At 65.7% G+C, this 17,822-nt stretch carries 12 protein-coding genes and 1 pseudogene; 5 read left to right on the top strand and 8 right to left on the bottom strand.

All coding sequences use genetic code 11. The features are described from left to right. Nucleotides 1–35 precede the first annotated feature (35 nt). Together AB0I21_RS09520 and AB0I21_RS09515 are read right to left on the bottom strand one after the other, a co-directional pair. Nucleotides 36–263 carry a hypothetical protein gene (locus tag AB0I21_RS09520; protein ID WP_360559895.1) on the bottom strand — a complete coding sequence of 76 codons (228 nt, stop codon included), beginning with the start codon at nucleotides 261–263 and terminating at the stop codon, nucleotides 36–38. A 104-nt stretch (nucleotides 264–367) separates the two neighbouring features. After that, on the bottom strand, nucleotides 368–757 hold the full coding sequence (locus AB0I21_RS09515; RefSeq protein WP_360559894.1) for a helix-turn-helix transcriptional regulator: 390 nt from the start codon (nucleotides 755–757) through the stop codon (nucleotides 368–370). Nucleotides 758–1,819: 1,062 nt separating this feature from the next. On the opposite strand from AB0I21_RS09515, the gene AB0I21_RS09510 reads away from it, so the two are divergent. The 4 genes from AB0I21_RS09510 (at nucleotide 1,820) to AB0I21_RS09495 (ending at nucleotide 5,104) form a co-directional block, all read left to right on the top strand. Continuing rightward, nucleotides 1,820–2,644, top strand: coding sequence for a replication-relaxation family protein (locus tag AB0I21_RS09510; RefSeq protein ID WP_360559893.1), 825 nt, complete (start codon nucleotides 1,820–1,822; stop codon nucleotides 2,642–2,644). After that, complete coding sequence (locus AB0I21_RS09505) at nucleotides 2,641–3,342, top strand: hypothetical protein (protein ID WP_360559892.1); 702 nt, start codon at nucleotides 2,641–2,643, stop codon at nucleotides 3,340–3,342. The genes AB0I21_RS09510 and AB0I21_RS09505 overlap by 4 nt, the downstream gene beginning before the upstream one ends. Further along, the gene (locus tag AB0I21_RS09500; RefSeq protein WP_354899651.1) at nucleotides 3,329–3,541 is read left to right on the top strand and encodes a helix-turn-helix domain-containing protein; all 213 of its coding nucleotides are present in this window, start codon (nucleotides 3,329–3,331) and stop codon (nucleotides 3,539–3,541) included. The genes AB0I21_RS09505 and AB0I21_RS09500 overlap by 14 nt, the downstream gene beginning before the upstream one ends. Nucleotides 3,542–3,646: 105 nt before the next feature. Continuing rightward, nucleotides 3,647–5,104, top strand: coding sequence for a site-specific integrase (locus tag AB0I21_RS09495; protein WP_360559891.1), 1,458 nt, complete (start codon nucleotides 3,647–3,649; stop codon nucleotides 5,102–5,104). A 124-nt stretch (nucleotides 5,105–5,228) separates the two neighbouring features. Here the strand turns inward: AB0I21_RS09495 and AB0I21_RS09490 are convergent, their stop codons facing one another. Genes AB0I21_RS09490 through AB0I21_RS09480 form a run of 3 tightly spaced genes read right to left on the bottom strand, consistent with a single transcriptional unit; the run spans nucleotide 5,229 to nucleotide 9,333 of the window. Next, nucleotides 5,229–7,040 (bottom strand): Hsp70 family protein, encoded by a 1,812-nt coding sequence (locus AB0I21_RS09490; RefSeq protein WP_360559890.1) that lies wholly within the window; start codon nucleotides 7,038–7,040, stop codon nucleotides 5,229–5,231. Next, nucleotides 7,037–8,317 (bottom strand): hypothetical protein, encoded by a 1,281-nt coding sequence (locus AB0I21_RS09485; RefSeq protein WP_360559889.1) that lies wholly within the window; start codon nucleotides 8,315–8,317, stop codon nucleotides 7,037–7,039. The genes AB0I21_RS09490 and AB0I21_RS09485 overlap by 4 nt, the downstream gene beginning before the upstream one ends. Continuing rightward, nucleotides 8,314–9,333 carry a hypothetical protein gene (locus AB0I21_RS09480; protein WP_360559888.1) on the bottom strand — a complete coding sequence of 340 codons (1,020 nt, stop codon included), beginning with the start codon at nucleotides 9,331–9,333 and terminating at the stop codon, nucleotides 8,314–8,316. Before AB0I21_RS09480 ends, AB0I21_RS09485 begins: the two co-directional genes overlap by 4 nt. Nucleotides 9,334–9,717: 384 nt before the next feature. On the opposite strand from AB0I21_RS09480, the pseudogene AB0I21_RS09475 reads away from it, so the two are divergent. Beyond that, a pseudogene (locus AB0I21_RS09475) lies at nucleotides 9,718–9,844 on the top strand (IS5/IS1182 family transposase); the annotation flags it as partial. 62 nt (nucleotides 9,845–9,906) lie between these two features. Here the strand turns inward: AB0I21_RS09475 and AB0I21_RS09470 are convergent. The 3 genes from AB0I21_RS09470 to AB0I21_RS09460 are packed head-to-tail and all read right to left on the bottom strand — an operon-like array spanning nucleotide 9,907 to nucleotide 17,820. Then, complete coding sequence (locus tag AB0I21_RS09470) at nucleotides 9,907–13,323, bottom strand: Swt1 family HEPN domain-containing protein (protein ID WP_360559887.1); 3,417 nt, start codon at nucleotides 13,321–13,323, stop codon at nucleotides 9,907–9,909. Nucleotide 13,324: 1 nt separating this feature from the next. After that, a complete protein-coding gene (locus AB0I21_RS09465; RefSeq protein WP_360559886.1) occupies nucleotides 13,325–15,007 on the bottom strand; it encodes a DUF262 domain-containing HNH endonuclease family protein in 1,683 nt (560 codons plus the stop codon). Then, entirely contained in the window at nucleotides 15,007–17,820 is a 2,814-nt protein-coding gene (locus tag AB0I21_RS09460) for a DUF1156 domain-containing protein (RefSeq protein ID WP_360559885.1), read from the bottom strand. The genes AB0I21_RS09465 and AB0I21_RS09460 overlap by 1 nt, the downstream gene beginning before the upstream one ends. Between the last annotated feature and the right edge of the window lie 2 nt (nucleotides 17,821–17,822).

Here is a 17,822-nt window from a genome sequence, read left to right as displayed (position 1 = left end):
CCATCGGCAACTGCCACCGTCGCCGCGTTCGACGATCACGCGGGTCGGTCGCTGTCGGCAACGACTGCTCGTAGGCCGTCGCACGGGATGAGGCGCGGCGGTACGCCGGGGATCACGGCGTGGCGGCGGCTGCCGCAGATGGCGCATCGCTGGTCGGGTTCGAGGGTCCAGGCGAGGAAGCGCCGGTACAGCGTTGCGGGGTCGGTGTCGTCCAGCTCTCGTTGGGCGATGGCCATGAGGTTGGCCATGGTCTGGCGCAGCATGGCCGGGTCGTTGGTTCGCAGGCTCCGCTGCGCCTCGGTGCACGGCCATGGAAGTCCGTCGGCGGCGCAGGTCCAGGATGGGCGGACGACCCGGTGGGTGGCGCTCAACGTCGGCTCCCCGCGTGCCGGCGTTTCCGGTCGGCGGCTGCGGTCCGGCGCAGGACAGCCATGGGAAGATCGAGTGAGTCGGCTATGGCGGTCAGCAGCGGTGTGGTCGGGATGCGCAGGCCGCGTTCGTACCGCGAGATTTCGTGGCGGGTGAAGGTCGGGCGTCCGGATCTGGCGCACAGCTGGTCTGCCAGGTCGCCTTGGGTCAGGCCGAGTTGGTGCCTACGGCGGGTGATCAGCTGGCCGAAGCTGCCTGCGGTCGCTGGGTCGTGGCGCGGCGGTACGTCTGACACGAGTCCTCCCCTGCCGGTGAATTTCCGGGATGGCTGGACGTCGATGAACGCTCGCCTTTGCCACGGAGTCAAGTCGTCGCTGTCGATGGACATGATTCGGCCGGCCGTCGCGGCACCACCGCCGGCAGGGGGACCGGCACGGGACGCGACGGTTGTGACACGCGGCGTGGACAGCGCTGTGACATCGTCACCGGCGCGTGACGCGACACTGGCGGGGATCGTGTCACCGGGGAATGACATCGAATGCGGCGACTGTGACAGCGGGGCGTGTCACGCCCAAGCTTGCGGCGATGTCAATCGATGATCTTCGCCGACATTCCGCGGTGTCACGGCTGACATGACCGCCGCGGTGTAGCCCTCCATCAAGGTTAATTGATGCCTCACCTGCTGTTTGACATGCCGTCTCGTCGGGGGTGACATGTCACATCGACCCACCGCGCGTTGCGCGCGAGTGGATTGACACGCGAGTGACATCCGGCGGCGCGCCGTGACAGGCGGCTCCTGACATCGACTTGTGTCGTTGACGCAGCGATGACACGCGAGTGATGTCATTGATGCTCGTCGTTGACGTGTGCATGTCCACGCTCTGCCGCCGGTAGTCAGCAGTCCGCGTGACACGACGGCCGCGCGTTGACCGGCCCGTCGGCGCTCACAACCGCTCACAGCGGCCGATTCCGGTGTGAGCGGCTCGCACGCCCGGCGCTCACAGCAGCTCGCACGCACTCACAAGGCGGATCCTGCCGTACCACGTGACGCTCACAGGGAGCCCGGTCCGGCGCTCACAGCGACTCACGGCGCGCTCACAAACCCGGCCCGGAACGCCTGTGAGCGGTTGTGAGCGGTGGGGGGTGTTCGCCAGCGCTCACAAAGGCGGATAGGGGGATGAGGGGCTCGACGGTCGGTGACGGTCCCCGCGGACCGATCGAGCAGGTGCCGCCGCCGTCAACCACGGCCCCCGTGAGGTCGGTAGGCGTTTTGCCGTCGGTGCTGGCGTCCTTGTTGACCGCCGTCATGGCGTCCGTCTTGATCCGGACCCCGCAACGGAGGTCGCCGGCCGCTGTCCCTGCAGCACGTGGCCCGTCCCGCCGTTCGTGCGGCGGCTCAGAGACACGTTGTGTTCCCCCTCTCCCCCTGTACCAGATGAAGGGAATCACCGTGCCTGATCAGGTCTTGCGGGTGCAGTCGGTGTTGACTGCCCGTGACCATCAACTCCTCGACTGGCTCTACGACCACGGGGTCCTGACGACCGGGCAGATCGCTGAGGCGCTGTTCCCGTCGCTGGACTTCGCACAGCACCGCCTGCACCGGCTCACCGCGCTGAAGGTGGTGGACCGGTTCCGGCCGTTCCGGGCCGAGGGCGGCTCGTACCCGTTCCACTACGTCATCGACCAGCTCGGCGCCGAGGTCGTCGCCGCGCAACGCGACGAGCCGATACCCAGACCCGGATACGCCAAGGCGATCCGCCGCCGCTGGACCGCCTCCCGGATCCTGCAGCACCGCCTCGGGGTCAACGGCTTCTTCACCCAACTCGCCGGCCACTCCCCACACGCATTGGAACGGTGGTGGCCCGAGTCGCGGTGCAGCACACCCGGCGCGTTCGCCGGACCAGGCGACCGGGTGGAGCTCATCACGCAGACCCTCATCCGCCCTGACGGGCACGGCGTCTGGTCCGGGGTGCCGTTCTTCCTCGAGTACGACACCGGCGGCGAACCCCTCACCGAGCTGTTGCGCAAGGTCGCCGGGTACGCCCGGTTCACGGCGCTCGGCGGGCCGGCGTGGCCGGTGCTGCTGTGGCTGCACTCCCCCGATCGTGAACACCACCTGCACCAGCGGCTCGCCGATCTCGGCCCGCTCGGGGCACCGGTCGCCACCGCCGCCCGCGTCCCCGGCACCCACCCCGCCACCGGGCCCTGGTGGCTGCACGGCCACCCCGGCCCGCTCACCCTCGCTGACCTTCCTACCGGAGGCGCACAACCGTGAAGACCACCTTCTCCCTCACCGACCTGCGCGGCCTCATGCCGCGCGACCGCTGGGCCATCGACATGCTCGCCGAGCACCGGGCCCTGACCACCGAGCAGTTCACCGCGCTCGGCTACGACTCCACGTCAGCCGGCGCTGGGCGGCGGCTGCGGACCCTGGCCCGCCGCGGCTGGCTCGTCCGCGTCGACTCGACCTGGCTGCTCGGGCGGTTCGGCGTCCAGCTGCGCCGGCCCGTTCCCGGCGAGCCGGATCTCACCGTCAACCAGTTCTTCGTCGACCTGGCCGCCCATGCCCGCACGCAGGCCGGCACTGACCTTCGGGCCTGGCGGTCCGTACCCGCTCCGTACGGCGAGTACCTGCACCGCGGCAAGCGCATCGGGTTTTGGTACCAGCGCGACCCTGGCGGACCGCCGTCGCGCTGGCTGCGCCGGTACCGCTGCCTCGCCGCCGACACCGGTGTCAGCCTGCTGCTCGTCACCACCGACGACCCGGACCGCTTCGGACGCCACTCAGGAGGGCTGACCGTCGCGACCAGCCGCCCCGGCGAACTCGCCTGGCACGTCCGCGGCGAACGCCTCGCCCTGCACGAACTCCCCGAGGCGGAGCAGCTCGACCCGTCGGTGCACCCGATCCACGACCCGCAGCGGCCGTCCGACGAGGCCGTCGCCGACGGCGGGTACTCATATGTCCGCGCGTAGCGCCTGGACTCCCGAGCGGCTCCGGGCGCTCGGGCCGACCACGGACCTCACCACCGCCGCGGAGATCCTCGGCATCTCGCGGTCCGCCGCGTACAAGCTCGCCCGCCGTGGCGCGTTCCCGGTGCCGCTGCTCAAGGTCGGCGCCGTCTACCGCGTACCGACCGCGCCGCTGCTCGCCGCCATCCACCTCGACGCGTAAGCAACCGCCGGCGCTCGCTCGCCACGACTTGAACACGCTGGCGAGGCGAGCGTCGATGGACCACGACAAACCGTTGCCCACCCTGATCGGAGCACACCACCGACCATGGCAGAAGGAAGCATCTTCAAACGCTGCGGCTGCCGCGACCCACACACCGACAAGCCGTACGGCACCCACTGCCCCCAGCTCCGCCGCCCGAACCGCTCCTGGAACCCCCAGCACGGCCACTGGGCGTACCAACTCGAACTCCCACCCACGCTTGACGGGCAACGGCGGCTGCTGCGCCGCTCCGGCATCGCCACCCGCCAGCAGGCCGTCGCCGAACGCGACCACGCCCGCGCCCTGCTCGCGCTCGCCGGCCGCGACCGCCGCCGCCAGATCGAGATCGGCGACGTCATCCAGAACGCGGTACGCCACCGCCTCCCGTTCCCCGACGTCGACCGCGTCCGCCAACGCCTGCGCGGCGACGGACCCCTCGGCGACATGCCCACCGTCGGCGAGTACCTCACCACCTGGCTCGAACACCTCACCGCCGACATCAACACCATCCACGGGTACGAGTCGATCGTCCGGAACCACCTCATCCCGCACCTCGGCGACGTACCCCTCGACAAACTGCGCACCAGCCACCTACGGGCGATGTTCGTCGCCATGGAACACCGCAACGCCGAGATCCGCTCACTCAAAGCCAGCCCTGACCCGGCCGTGCGCAGGACCGTCGCACGAGTCCGCCCCACCGGGCCGGTCACCCGGCACCACATCCGAGCCGTACTACGCAAGGCGATCAACGACGCCCTCGCCGACGAACTAATCGTCGGCTCCAACCCCGCCATGCTCGTCAAGACACCCGCCGACCGCGCCCTGCCGATCGTGTGGGAGGACGAACGCGTCGAACGGTGGCGGGTCACCGGCGAGGTCCCGGGGCCGGTCATGGTCTGGACCGCCGAACAGGTCGCCACATTCCTCGACTACGTCGCCGACCACGACCAGGTGATCCACCCGATGCTGCACCTGATGGCGTACCGCGGACTCCGCCGAGGTGAAACCGTCGGCCTGCGGGACACTGAGGTACGGCTCGCCAAGCGCGAACTGACCATCAACAACCAGATCGCCATCATGGGCCACCGGACCATCCAGAAACCGCCGAAGAGCCGGGCCGGGAACCGTGACATCGCCCTCGACGCTGACACCGTTCGAGCGCTCACGGCGTACAGGGCGCTTCGCGCGACGTGGCGGCTCGCCGCCGGGGAGGCATGGCCGGACACCGGGCTCTTCTTCGTTCGCCCCGACGGGCAGCCGTGGCATCCGAACGCGTTCAGCGCGCGGTTCCGGCTGCTGGCCCGGAAGGCTGGGATGCCACCGGTACGGCTGCACGACCTACGGCACTCGGCGGCGACCATCGCACTGGACGCGGGGATCGACGTCAAGGTTGTGTCCGAGCAGCTCGGGCACTCAACCACCACATTGACCCGCGACACATACCAAAGCGTCACCAAGCAGATGCACCAAGACGCAGCCGACGCGGTCGCCGCCAGAATCGCGGGCAAATCCGCCGCCTTGTGATCGGGATGTTGCGGGTTCCGCGAAAGCCGTCAGGTCCCCCGATAACCTCCAAGCCGTCTCCGTCGCTGATCAGCTTCCTCGTCATCCATAGCCCGCTCCCGTAGTGACTCGTCCGAAGTTCCCGTTATCGTCGCGTTGGGCGACCGGCTTTGCCGGTTGACCGGCTCGGGGTTGAGCCGCATCGGCATGCCTCGTGCCCCCAGGGACGTTTGCAGACCGCGCAGGGCTGGTAGTAGAGGTGTTCGAGCAACTGCTGCTGGGTTGCTTGGTCGGTGCCGGGCATCCTTGCGAATGCCCGCGGGTTGTGCTTGTACAGGACGTCACCAGGCACGAGTGACTGGTCCTTCTCGACCGCGCTGTTGGCGCGTATACCCACACCGTGGGCGCGCTGCTGGGGTGTGCGCCGCTTCGGCTTCGGGGGTGGTTTCTCGGCGGTCGATGACTCTGGGAGCCCGATTCCGAACTCCAGGTCGTGGAACTGTGCGCTTCGCCGGTCCTTCTTCTGGCTCGACGTGGCCGTCACCTCGAGAATCAGGTCGTCGTCGACCATGACGTCGAGTTCGAGTCTCTCGGTCAGCGGTGGCGCCTTATCGTCAACCTGAACGGTGACCACACCCAGATTGGTCCGAGGGTCGCTGGCCTGCGGATGGTCGGACAGTGCCGTGGGCGCCTCGATGGGCAGCTTGACGACGCCGTCAGAGGGGTCCGTGCAGTACAGGTGGATTCGCACGTTTCGGACCTCGCCGTCGCCAGGCATCTCAGTGCCGGCGTGTAGCAGCGGGAGGCGCGAGCCTCGTGCCATCTCTAGCTCCAGCGGCTTGGCCAGGACCAGCCGCTGAGAGTCCTTCGCGATCCACGCGGCGCCCTGGGAGATGAGTGTGGCGCTGTTGCTGGGTACGACGACCTTCTCTGGCCCGAACAGCTCGTGGAGCCGGCCACGGACACTGGGCATGGCGGCCATACCGCCGGCGACCAGGCATAGTGACACCTGCGCAGGCGACATGTTCACGCTGTCCAGGAGCGACTCGATGTGGCGTATTCCGCCGACCACGAGGGGCCGGGTGATCTCCTCGAGTTCCTGGCGGCTTAGCGAATACTCAAGGGTCTTCCCGGACTCAGGGAAATAGCCCGGCCGGTAGAACGTGACGTTCGTGCGCTCGGAAAGTGCGATCTTGTTGCGCTCGGCATCCTGCAGCAATCTGCGCCTGGCCTCGGGCGATGGGTGATCGCTGTCGGTGATGCCGTTCTTGAGTGAGAAGCGTTTGACGACCTCATCGCGGATGACCAGGTCGAATCTGTCGCCGCCGACCTCGTCGGTGCCGCCGTTGCGAAGTTGGAGAATGCGGCCTGGTTGGAGCCGGCACAATGTGAGGTCGAGTGTGCCGCCACCCCAGTCGACGACGAGGATGTCGCGCTTCATCAAGCTCCTCGTCAACCCCTTCGGGTCGGCAGAGCCGCGAAGGTGCCCGTAGAGCGCCGCCAGTGGTTCGTGGACGAACTGGGCGATGGTGATGCCGGTCCGAGCGAACGCTTCCCGCAGAGCAGCGCGCCGGGGGCCATTCATATTGACGGGAATCGTCACAACCGCGCGGTCGAGCTGTCCGAGTGCCCGCCGCTGCGCGCTTCTGAGTGACTCGCTCCGCACGAAACGGATGACGTCGGCGACAATGTCGATCGGGTTCCGTTCTACGCCGCCGACGGTGATGACCTCCTCGCCGAGCAGAAACTTCGGCGACTTGACCGTGTTGCCGTAGACGCCGACGCCAGCCTCTTCGAGGGCGTGCCGGGCCTCCCGCCCGACGATGACCTCCTCGCCTTCGTAGCGGACGACGGACGGGTGGGGCATGCCTTCCTCGTCGAGCACGTCGATGACACGGTCGCCGACGACCACTGATACCAGGCTGTTGGTGGTCCCGAAGTCGAAGCCGACGATCACCGTGTTCCTCCGAGTTCCTTGAGCCTTGCGACTTCCTGGTGGATCGATGTCAACGCGCGATCGACGAACTCTTCCGCCACGGGTGTGCTGCCGCTACGCAGGGCGTGAAGGCCATCGCTGAGGAGTGCGACTTGGCTGCCCAGCCGCCGGATCACCTGGGTCCGCAGAATCTCGTAGTCGTCGACCATGTGGCTGTTGTCGACGAAACGGTTGGTGCGCTCGGTCTCAATGTCAGATGTCAGAGCGGTGACCTGATCCGCCAGGCTCTCGCTGCGTGACCGCTCCGACGCAAGGGCTTCGCGAAGAGCAAGATTGTCGGCCTCCGAGCGGTCCGCTCGTTGCCGCTCGGCGCTGGTCTCGTCCTTGGCTCGGTTGAGCTGAGCGGTCAGCTTCTGGAGTTCGACCAGGAAGTGTCCGACCAGATGGTTGAGTGCATGTCTTTCACCGACAGTGACCAGTGCGACTGCGATGTCCGCGCTCGACACGGCTTCGGTGGTCGGCCGGCTCCACACGGCCGAGGTCATCTCTGAAATGAACTGGGCGATCGTCCAGTGGCCCTGCAGCACCCACAGCAACGCAAACGAAACGACTGCGTTGTCTCTCAGCAGTCCGCGTTGGTCGTTCCGGTAGTCGCTGGGCTCGACGTCGAGGGTTTCGGGCGTGACCTTTTTGGCCGCGTCCGACACCTTCGCGCTTGAGGCGATGGGCGGCTGATCAGGGTCCGTGCCAGTCGGGTTGGCAACGTAGTGGCGGTAGAGCGGATGAATCGTCAGAATCCTGTGGGTCAGGTCGATCAGGGCCTGCCGAACGGGGTGGTTGGGATCCAAGGTTGCCGCCGTGGCCAGGAGCCGGGGCGGCACTCTCAGAAACGGGTCCTTCCTCGCTAGGTCTGGCAGCCATTGCGGACCAGGCATGTCCGCACCCGACGTGACCACCAGTGCCGACAGCTCGTTCTTCGGCAGGCGCACATGTCGGCGAGGATCCTGGTAAGCGCGCTCGATCAGCTCGCGGAGATTGGCGGGCTTGGACGCACGCGCCGGCGTCTGTTTCCTGGCCGTCGTCGGCGCCTTGGCGCCGGCCCTCGCCGCGTCCTTTCGCGGCTCCCGCTCGCCCGACCCTGGCACCTGCTCGGCCTGCCCGGGCGATGCTGGAGCGCTGTCGGCGTCAACCGTTGATTCGGAAGCGTCTGGACTTTCCAGCCTTGGCACGGTCGCGGCCTCGTCCGCCGGGTCCCCGGCTGGCCCGTCTGTGCCGGCACCGTTCGGGTCGGTGTTCACTGGGGCAACGCTCCTTGTACTCGTGTGCGGAAGTTCTCATACCAGCGCTCGGTGTTTCGTCCGTGACGCAGGAGGTCGGCATTGCGGATCGCTGCGGTATGGTCGCCGACTGCGAGGTAATGCTCGGCGGCGACCAGGCGGAGTTTGAAAGCGTCGTGGGGGCGCTGGGCGGTGATCACCGACCCAAACTCCTCGACGGCCTCGCCCGCGCTTCCGTCGAGTGGCAGTGCGCTCCACGCCAGGACGCGTTCGATGACCGTGTCGCTGAGCACGTGGTCCCAGCTGGTGTGCGACTCGGCCCTCAAATCATGTTGGGTTGATGGGATTCCGCCTTCGAGGATCTCGCGAAACCGTAGGGAGACGGCGGCCACCCGCCGGCTCCTTGTTCTGGCAGCGGCCCGCGGGAATTGGCTGTAATGAAACGCCACGATCCCGCAGATCGCCTCGGCTGGGTGACGGTCAAAGTCGCCGAGCGTAGTGACGGCCTGGTTGTACCGGCCCTCATATCCCTGCTCGCCCTGGCGGCCTGCCAGCCCGGATTCGGCCGAACCCTCGCGCGCCAGCACCCCGTACAGATAGTTCGCGAGTCCCGACAGGTAGGAGAGGGCGGTCGGGAAATGCTTGCCTCGCATGATGAAGTGATTGATCGAGCTGTGGGAGAGTTCCCCACTGTCCACGAGCTGCCGCAGCGCTACGTCGACGTTCTGCAGGTCCTCCTCGTCGGCCAACGCGAAGGCGAACTGGAACTCCTGCCGTGCTCCGCCGTTGACCAGCGTGACGTCGTGCACACCGCTGCGTTGCTCGCTCAGATACGTCGCCGCGGTGTTGGCGGAGAAATTGCGGCCGTTCACGCTGATCGCCTTGGCGTTGCGAAACACCCAATCGGACGTAGATGTCTCTTTGGTGATGGCGAGTCGACTTCGACCGCATTCACGTCCGCGAAAAACGAGCATCGGCTGAATCGTGTGATGCCCGCCGAACTGATGGACGCGCAGGTCCTCGTCAGACTCGAACACGACGCCGCATTTGGGGCATGGGAATGTGGGCGGCGGTGGCGGTCCGAGCTCTGGCACGATATGGGGGAGCTCGTGGAACTCCATGTAACCCGTGTGCCAGAATCCCATTCTTCCCCGCCTGCGACGTTGGACGGGACCGCACCCGTGCGGGGCGCGGCGCCAGGACGACTCATGATAGCCAGTACGATCTTCATCGGCCCCTGTGCGGGTGGCAACACCCAGTGAGGCATTCCGCGTAACGACGGGTAACGTTGAGTAGCCGTCCAGTCGACAGCACTGCGGCACGCTAAAACCGTTGCGGTGCAACGAAAAGACGCAGCATCCCGGCGTGAAGGTGGCCCTACCACTGCATATCGCGACTGGCCCGGGACAATGCGATCAGCCCGGGCCACCGGCTACGACTACCTGCACGAGGACATCGACGTGCTCGCTGGTCGTTCACCGTGTCTTGCACGGGGCGCTCCTGGCAGCCAAAGCCGCGGGCTACGGCCACGTCACCATCGACGGCACCTCATCAAGACCGACCGCGCGGCCGCACCCGGCGTCGACCGGTCGGCCCGGTCATCGTCGTACTCAATGCCCTTCCTCGAAGGCAGCTTGGTCGAACTTCAGCGCGTTGCTGTTCTCCGAGACCGTGCGGACCTGGAACTCCGAGAACCCGTGAAGGGCCTCGGCCTCGATTTCGACGCGAACCTTCAAATGAACCCCGGGTGTGGCGGCTAGGTGCTGGATCACCTCGTCCATCAGCTTCTTGAAGTCCAGGCCGTAGTGCGTCGCGTCGAGAGTCTTGCTACCGAAGAAGTAGTCCGGCTTCGGCTTCGGACTAGGGCCGGACCCGGAGCCAGTACCAGAGCCGGAGCCAGGGCCAGACCCGGAGCTAGGCCCTGAGCCAGACCCGGAATCAGTGCCGTACCCGGAGCCAGGACCAGACCCGGAGCCAGAGCCATTTTCAGGAACAAGATTCAGTGGTGTCTCTCGCTGCCGCTGCGCTAGCGCCACCTCAGGCTTGACCAAGAGCATGGAGTCGGTGACCTGGCCGAAGTCGCCATCTGAGGGCAGCTTGAGTCCCTCGTAGCGTTCCCCGTCATAGGACAGGGCAAGAGCGAAGCCCTCCTGCTGCCACAGCAGCGGCTGGTCCGCGACGCCACGGGCAAGCACGGACCTGTCCCGCAGCCGTGGCATGTAGGGGTACGTCGTGTACTGACGCCACAGATCGCCGACCTTGACGTGACCGTTCTCCCACAGCTTCGGAAGGCGGTTGAGCCAGAGCCAGATTGCCGCAGCCGCCTGCTGGGTCGCTAGGGCTCCATCGGCACCGAGTCGTTTCGAGACGCGATCCGCGAGCGACGTCGACTGCCCCTCCGCCTTGGTGGCGGTGATGACGAACGGTGACCCCGGGTCGGGAGCCTCCGGCACAAGCGCCCAGTGGTAAGCGCCCAGAAGCCGGGAGTCCACGGTTTCGTGGGCCTGCCGCTTCTTGTCCGTCGCCTGGTTTTTCTGGTTCTGGGTGAGGTCGAGTTCGTCGGCGTCGTTCAGTACATGCGACCACCCGAGGTAGTCCCGCACCGCCGATCCCAGCTCCTCCATGCGGTTCACGTCACCGGCCAGGAAGACCAGCATGTTGCGATGCACCCGGTGCGCGGTTCCGCGGTGATCGGTCGCGGACCGGGCGAACTTCATGGCACTTGATTCCTGGTCTCCCTTCTTGTGGGTGACCTTGGGGTGCAGGACGACCAGCCGCGCCTCGTCGGTGTCGGGAATGTCGCCGGTGTCGTCGGGGCAGATGTGCACGCCAGCGAAGTCGCCGCGGCGCTGCGCCTGGTCGGCAAGCCTGCGACGCACCTCCGCCCAAACTTCTTCGACGTGCAGCCGCTCGGCCTGGTCCTTGGCCCGGCGGGTGATGTTGGCCTGCAGGTCGTACCAGTACTTCCCGGACCCCGAGTAGAAGTACGTCGCCCGGTCCCCCAGCGCCGCGAGTGCGGAGTGGAAGTTGCCTGGGATGTCGCCGGGGATCGCGGTGCCGAGAAAGACACGCTGGCGCTCCAGCCCCTTGTGTGCCGAGCCGATGGTCGGGGCGGCGCCGAAGAAGACGGCCCGGGCCAGCCGCTTGGTGACCCGACGGGTCTGGAGCAGCGGCTTCTCGTTGTCAATCTTGGTCGGCTCGGAGTTCGGGCCGTCGACGTCGGCGTCGATGACGGCCTTCCATGAGTCCTGCAGGTACTGGGTGAGCTCGGAGTTGACCGAGGACGTCCCGATCGGGATCGACGCCGGCATGATCAGCGGTCCGCTGTCCTCCCCTACCCATAGCGCGTGGATGACGGTGTTCATCAACCGCAGCACACCGCGGGTCCGTTGGAACCGCTCCAGGCTGGACCAGTCCTCGTACAGCCGGTCGAACAGCTCAGGGTGGATCGGGAAGGTGCGTTTGATGCGGTCCTCGTACGCTGCGTCGCGGGCCTCACGAGGGAATTCGTCGGTGTGCTTCCGGTAGAACTCGACGAATGCTCGGGCGGTTGCACCGATCGAGGCGAGCGCCGCCGCGTCCGGTGTGACAAAGAGCCGCTGTCGCACGATGTGATAGGCCTCATCCGATGAGGCCGGCCGCCACTGGTCGGCCACCCGACGTACGACGTTCTGCAGCCGCTGCAGCGCCTCCAGCCCCCGTCGACCGCCGACCTCCTCGGCGTTACCGGGGACCACGTCGTTGGGATCCTTACCCGTCTCCGAGGCCGGGATTGAGATCGCCAACAGGACTCCGCTGGCCGACTTGGCCGCCTCCGTCAAGGACTGAGCGAAGGTGAACTGAGTGTCGAACGTGCCGCCGGTGACGCCGGCCGCGGTCGCCTCATCGGGGTCGTCGGGCAGCTGGCGGGCATAGGCCACCCACTCGTCGATCAGGATCACCGCCGGCGAGTACGCCGCCAGCAGGTCGTGCAGCGCCCGGCCCGGGTTGGTGCCGGCCCGGTCGGCGTCGGCGACGATCACGTACGCCTCCGCACCGCCGAGCTGCCAGGCAAGCTCGCCCCACACTGTTCTGACCACGGTGCCGTCCGGCTTGGTCTCGCCGGTGGGGGCGAAGTGGTTGCCAACCACCGCGACCCGACGGGCACCGGTGATCGAGTCGTAACCCAAGGGACCTAGCAAATCCTGAGTGTCCTGTGGGAACGAGCCAAGAGGCGTGCCGCCCGCCAGGTGCCACAGCGCGAGCATCGAGTGGGTCTTGCCGCCACCGAAGTTGGTCTGCAGATTGATCACGGGTGAGGCATTGTCGTCTCGCGACAGCCGTCGCACTGCCCGCTCAATCAGATCCCGCAGGCCCTCGGTGAGGTAGGTGCGCGCGAAGAACTGGACCGGGTCGGCGTAGTCGTTGTCGGCCCGCCCCTGTGCCACCTTGAACAGATCCGCAGCGAACTCCGAAGCCTGGAAGTTGCCCGTGGCGACGTCGTCGTGCGGCTGCAGCACCTCACGCCAAGGCCGCAGTCCAGCCGAATCGGCCGTCTCGGCCGCCGCTCTCAGGGTGCGGCGGTCGTCCTTCTCCGCGGTCACCCGGCGGAGGTTGAGCCGAATCTTGGCGACGTCTGCAGCTGCGGCGGAAGCGCCGATGCCCGACAACAACCGCTCGGCGGTGTCCAGCGCCCGGTAGGCGTCGTCGTTGCTGAACGAGTTACCGTGCGCCCAGCCATTACGCACGTCGCGCAACTCGCTGGCGTAAGACTGCTGAAGCTTCGAAAGCTGACCATCGAACGGATACCAGCCGGGTTTGACCTGATGCGGGATGTTCTCAGTCAGCATGCGCAGCTGCAGTTGAGGGTCCGTTGTCGAGTAGACCTTCCCCGATACTCCGTTTTTGGAGTCCTTGATCGCGACCAACTGCGTCCAGTCATGGCCCTGCGATAGGTGGGAGGACAGGACCCTCGTGATGAATTCGCTCAGTGCGGGAGACATCGCGTCGAACATCTGGCCGATGCGGTCGCGGTTCGAGATCGCCATGTCAGTTGAGCTCCCACTCCTTGGCCAAAATACCCGTGAGCTCGGCCTGTCGTCGTTCGACCACATCCGGGGTCCAGACCGGCTCCGTGATCACGCTAGTCGTCAAGGCGAATCCGGTGACCCCGGCCGCTGGACTGAAGTATTTCTCCTTCTTCGTCACGAAGTCGTAGTTCTGCGCCTGGCTGTTCTTGTTCCTGTTGAGCAGCAGCAGGTTCCCGAGGCGGTGAGTCCAGAAGGCGCGGTCGTCCTCGGTGAAGTCCTTGGCCCATTGGCTGTCGTTCCGAGGGTTCTGAGGAAGCACATGCTCAACGCTAATGACCTTGTGCTGGTATGAGACACTGGGGGCGTTCGCCAGCACCTCGTCGAGTCTCAACAGCACGAACTTCCGCACAGGCTGCACCTTGTAGAGCTCTCCGTTGAGGCGTTCTCGAGTCTCCTGCTTCTCGTCGTCAGTGAGGTCGAAAGCCTCCGCATCAACACCGGCACCAGCGCCGAGCTGCTTCAGTAGATCGACGTACCGGGTCACGCGAGGCGTGGTGTAGACGCGCCGCACCAACATGCTGGACGCAAGCCGCTCCAGCCGGCGTAGGAACGCATCGAGGAACACCGGGTTGTCATCGTGGTTCTTCAGCGCCCACAGCGCTGGCGGGCGCCAGTCATTGTTGTCCAGCTGAGTAAGGCGGCACAGCCAGTTGTTGACCTTGGACCAAACGACATCGTGATGGTCGTAGTCCTGATCGAGCAAGTGCGCATAAGCTGTGGCGTACGGCATGAGCATGTCGTCAACGAAGGTCGCGGCCTGACCATTCTTGATATACGCGTCGAGCACCTGCTGGGGAAACTCGATCAGCAGCTCGCGCTGGGCGCGAGCCTTTGCCTCGATCATCCTGATGTGTAGAAACAGCTCCGCGAAGGTTGCGCGTCCTAGGTTCTGCTCCGCAGCTTCCCACGCCTTCGCGTACTCCTGCTGCTGGGCGACGTCCAGCGAGCCGATCACGTCGGACTTGAAGATGTCCGAGGGCTCAAGGTCAAGACCCCGGGCGTTCATTACGCTGAAGATGCGGTGAGCGCTGGCCAGATCTGGAGTGCTGACCACAACGAGGAAAGTCCGGTTGCGAGCGAGAGTCGCGAGGCCGTTGCGCTTCTCGTCGGTCCAGGACAGCAGTCGTTTCCGTAACGCCTTAGCGTTGTCTCGGATGGCCTTCTGGCTATCGTTCGCCACCGCCTGGTCGGTGAGCTTCAGCAAACCATCCAGCTTCCCGGGGGTCTGGACGTACTTCGTGAAGAACACGGCGTCCTGGTCGCGCAGCCGCAAGCGGGGCTTAGCGGGGATGCCATCGAGGGCCACTCCTGGCTCCCGCACCATGTCACGTAGGACGACGGCGACCTCATCGTTCTCCGCCAGATCCCGCAGGACGGACAGCAGGATGCTGAGCGTCGTTAGACGCTGCTGACCGTCTATGACATCAGCATGCGGCGCGGTCTCGTCTGGCTTGACGAGGACGAGAGAGCCGAGAAAGTACGGCTCGGGCGCGTTCCGCATGAGCGCGTCTTCAAGGTCATCGAGGAGCTGCAGGGCCTGCTCGGTTCCCCAGGCGTAGGGTCGCTGGTAGTGGGGGATCACGAAGTCGAAGTCGGCCGAAAAAATCTTCTTCAGCGGATGCTCATGTGCCTTCAGCGGCATCAGTCATCCTCCTCCGAGTAGTCGAACTCACCCTGCACGTGCATGGCTGGAGCGATCTTGGATGCATCGACGACATCACCCCACGACTGGGCGACGGTGTTAAAGCTGATGGCGTCCTTGGTCCAGCCGTTCTTATCCGCGATGGAGAACAGCAGGAACGCCAGCTCCTTGACCAAGTCGGCGTCGACCGCGCCGTCCGTCCGGCTCTGCGCGGTCGCCAGAAACGTACCGGCAGCCGGTACACCCTGGGTCTCGAGGATCCGGACCGTGTGGTGCAGAACTTCCCATGTCGAGGTGTGCTCGTCGGCGAGCACGTTGTAGTCGGCCGGGGTGTCAGCGGGCTTGATCAGCGTGACCTTGCCGGCGCGGCTAGTTAGGATCTCGTCGCGGTCCATCCGCTCCACCGACGTGTTCCGGGCGCGGGCCAGGCTGTCGGCGTCGCCGAACGTGCCTGTGTTGTAGCCGTGCTGGCGATACCACGCGATCGCGAACCGCGTCGCGGAGTCGAAGTCGCCCTCCTGCTCGCTCAGGACCTGGTCGAGAATCTCATTGATACGCGCCAGGGCTGACCGCACCGTCATCTGTATACCGTCCGGCTCCAGCACCTTCGCATACCGGCTGAATACCGCCATACCTGGGCCGATCGCAGCCTGCGGGAGGTCGACTGGCGCAATTGCGCCCTGTTGAAGCTTGCGCAGGGCATCCGGAAGCTCCGCCTGCAGGGCCGAGATCAGGCCACGACGATCGGTCGTAGGTGCATCATTTGGCCTTGGACGCAGGGCTAGCACGATCGACGACGCGAGAGCATTTGTGCCGCTCGCGATCATCCGGTTGCTGAGCTCGCTACGGTTGGGCCACGTCGCGGTGATCGCCCAACCGCTGCGGATCATGCCATCCAGCAGAGTTTCCCACCCTGAAGAGGTCGTGCCTTCCTCTGAGGTGTCGGACTGTTTGAAGGCATACCAGACGGCGATCGGAAAGTCCTGCCTGGCGCTCGCCCGCGCGTTGGCAAAGACGCTACGGAAGCCATCCTCGAAGAACTGTTTCGCGCCATCCCTGCCTCCGTGACGGTAGGGGTTGGCGACCAGTTCCTCGGCCTTGGGTACCAGCATCGTGCTGAGGAGTTGCGGATGGATGGACCGGAGCGAGCGTCGGAGCCATACGTAGAAGAAGTCCGATAAGTCTGAGTATCCGATATTGTCGTAATAGGGTGGATCTGTGTGGATCAAGGCTCCCCGGTAGTCGCGGGTGCTGGCGTCGCCTTGCGATGCGTGGCCCTGAAATCCGACTGTCGGCAGCCGATCGAGCGATCGAGCCACCCATTCCAGGTCCTCACCGTAATTTCCAGACGAGGTCCCCAAGATATTGGCTTCAGCAAAGTCCCATGCCATCGGAATCGCTTGCCGGGCAAATAGGCCACGCACCGCCTCCATCTTTGGACTGCTATCCCAAGTGCAGATCGCCGTGGACTTGTTGAGAGTTCGACTCAGGGCCATGGCCAAGTAGGACGCCACGGCGTCGGCGTAGGCTGCCGCACCGGTTCCGCCTGGCTCTAGCCTCTCACCTTCGGCAATGCCTGCCTTTAGCGCGTCGCGCAGGACCAGTTCACGAGCTTCGGATATGAGGTCGCTAAGAGTCGTCAAAGCCGAAAGTTGCCTATTTGTAAAAGCGTCAGACCAGCGCGGCATGCCGTACATTGGCAATCGATCAACGTCGTGGTTCGGGAATGGCACCGGTTCATTCGGTACGTCGAATGGACGGGAGACACGCGCGGCCTCCTCGTGCTCAACTGTTGGGGCTAAGTATGTACGCTGACGATTACCTTCGGCAACGACCGCAATTAAGCGCGCCCTCAAACCGATCGACGTGGCCTGGTCGCGCATATACTGGTTCGGCACAGTGGCGTCGCACGCAATACACCTCGCACTGCCCTTCACGACCGTTCCGTCATTGCTGGGCGGCGGCGCTCCGGCCTTGTCACTTGCAACCTTGAACTCGACTCTCAAGCCCGAAGGATGAGACGGGTCAGCGACGGTGTTTGGTACGACATAGGCTTCCTTGTCTTTCTTCTTCCCCAGCCACCAAGACCGTACGAGAGGCATTTCAATGCGGCAGCCCGGATTGGGACATGTCACCGTGCGGGCCCAGATCCAGGCGATGACCGTGGCCTCGGACCCATCGGGCAGCTTCGCCTTCGGGTAGACGTGCCCGATACGCTTCACGGCCTCGTCACGCATCCACGCGCCATACGCCCGAACGTCCGCGGCCAGCCCTTCGGCGCCCGTCCAGGTCCGGATCTCGGACTCGTCCAGGCCGGGGGAAATCGGGGGTCGATCGCGAAACTTTGGTGGGATTTCGATGAGCGCCTTGTTGATCAGGACCGCCACCGGGTTGAGGTCGGAGGCATGAGCTTCTAGGCCCAGCCGCTGGGCTTCCAGCGGGATGGTGCCGCCACCGGCGAACGGGTCGAGGATCGGTGGGGGGGTGCCATCACAGGACTTCATGATCTCCGCACGGGCCTCGGCGAGCAGGCGCTCGTCGCGGACGTTCTCCCACACCACGAGGCGTTCGATGATCCCGTGGAGCCGCTCGCGCTCGGCGCGCTGTGCTTCCTCGGTCGGGAACTCTTCCGGACGTGACGACGGGTCGTCGACGAGCTGAGCAAACAGGACCGCCCGCGCCGCGGCCAGCGGCCGCCGCGCCCACCATAGGTGCAGGGTGGAAGGGTGGCCATGGCGGATCGACTTCTCCCGAGCCGACTCACGGTTGATCGTCTCCAGAGGGAGAGCGACCTCGATCAGCTTGCGCTTCATCA

The organism is Dactylosporangium sp. NPDC050588, assembly GCF_040654975.1.
GTDB lineage: Bacteria > Actinomycetota > Actinomycetes > Mycobacteriales > Micromonosporaceae > Dactylosporangium > Dactylosporangium maewongense.
This window is presented reverse-complemented; position numbering and strand designations above follow the sequence as displayed.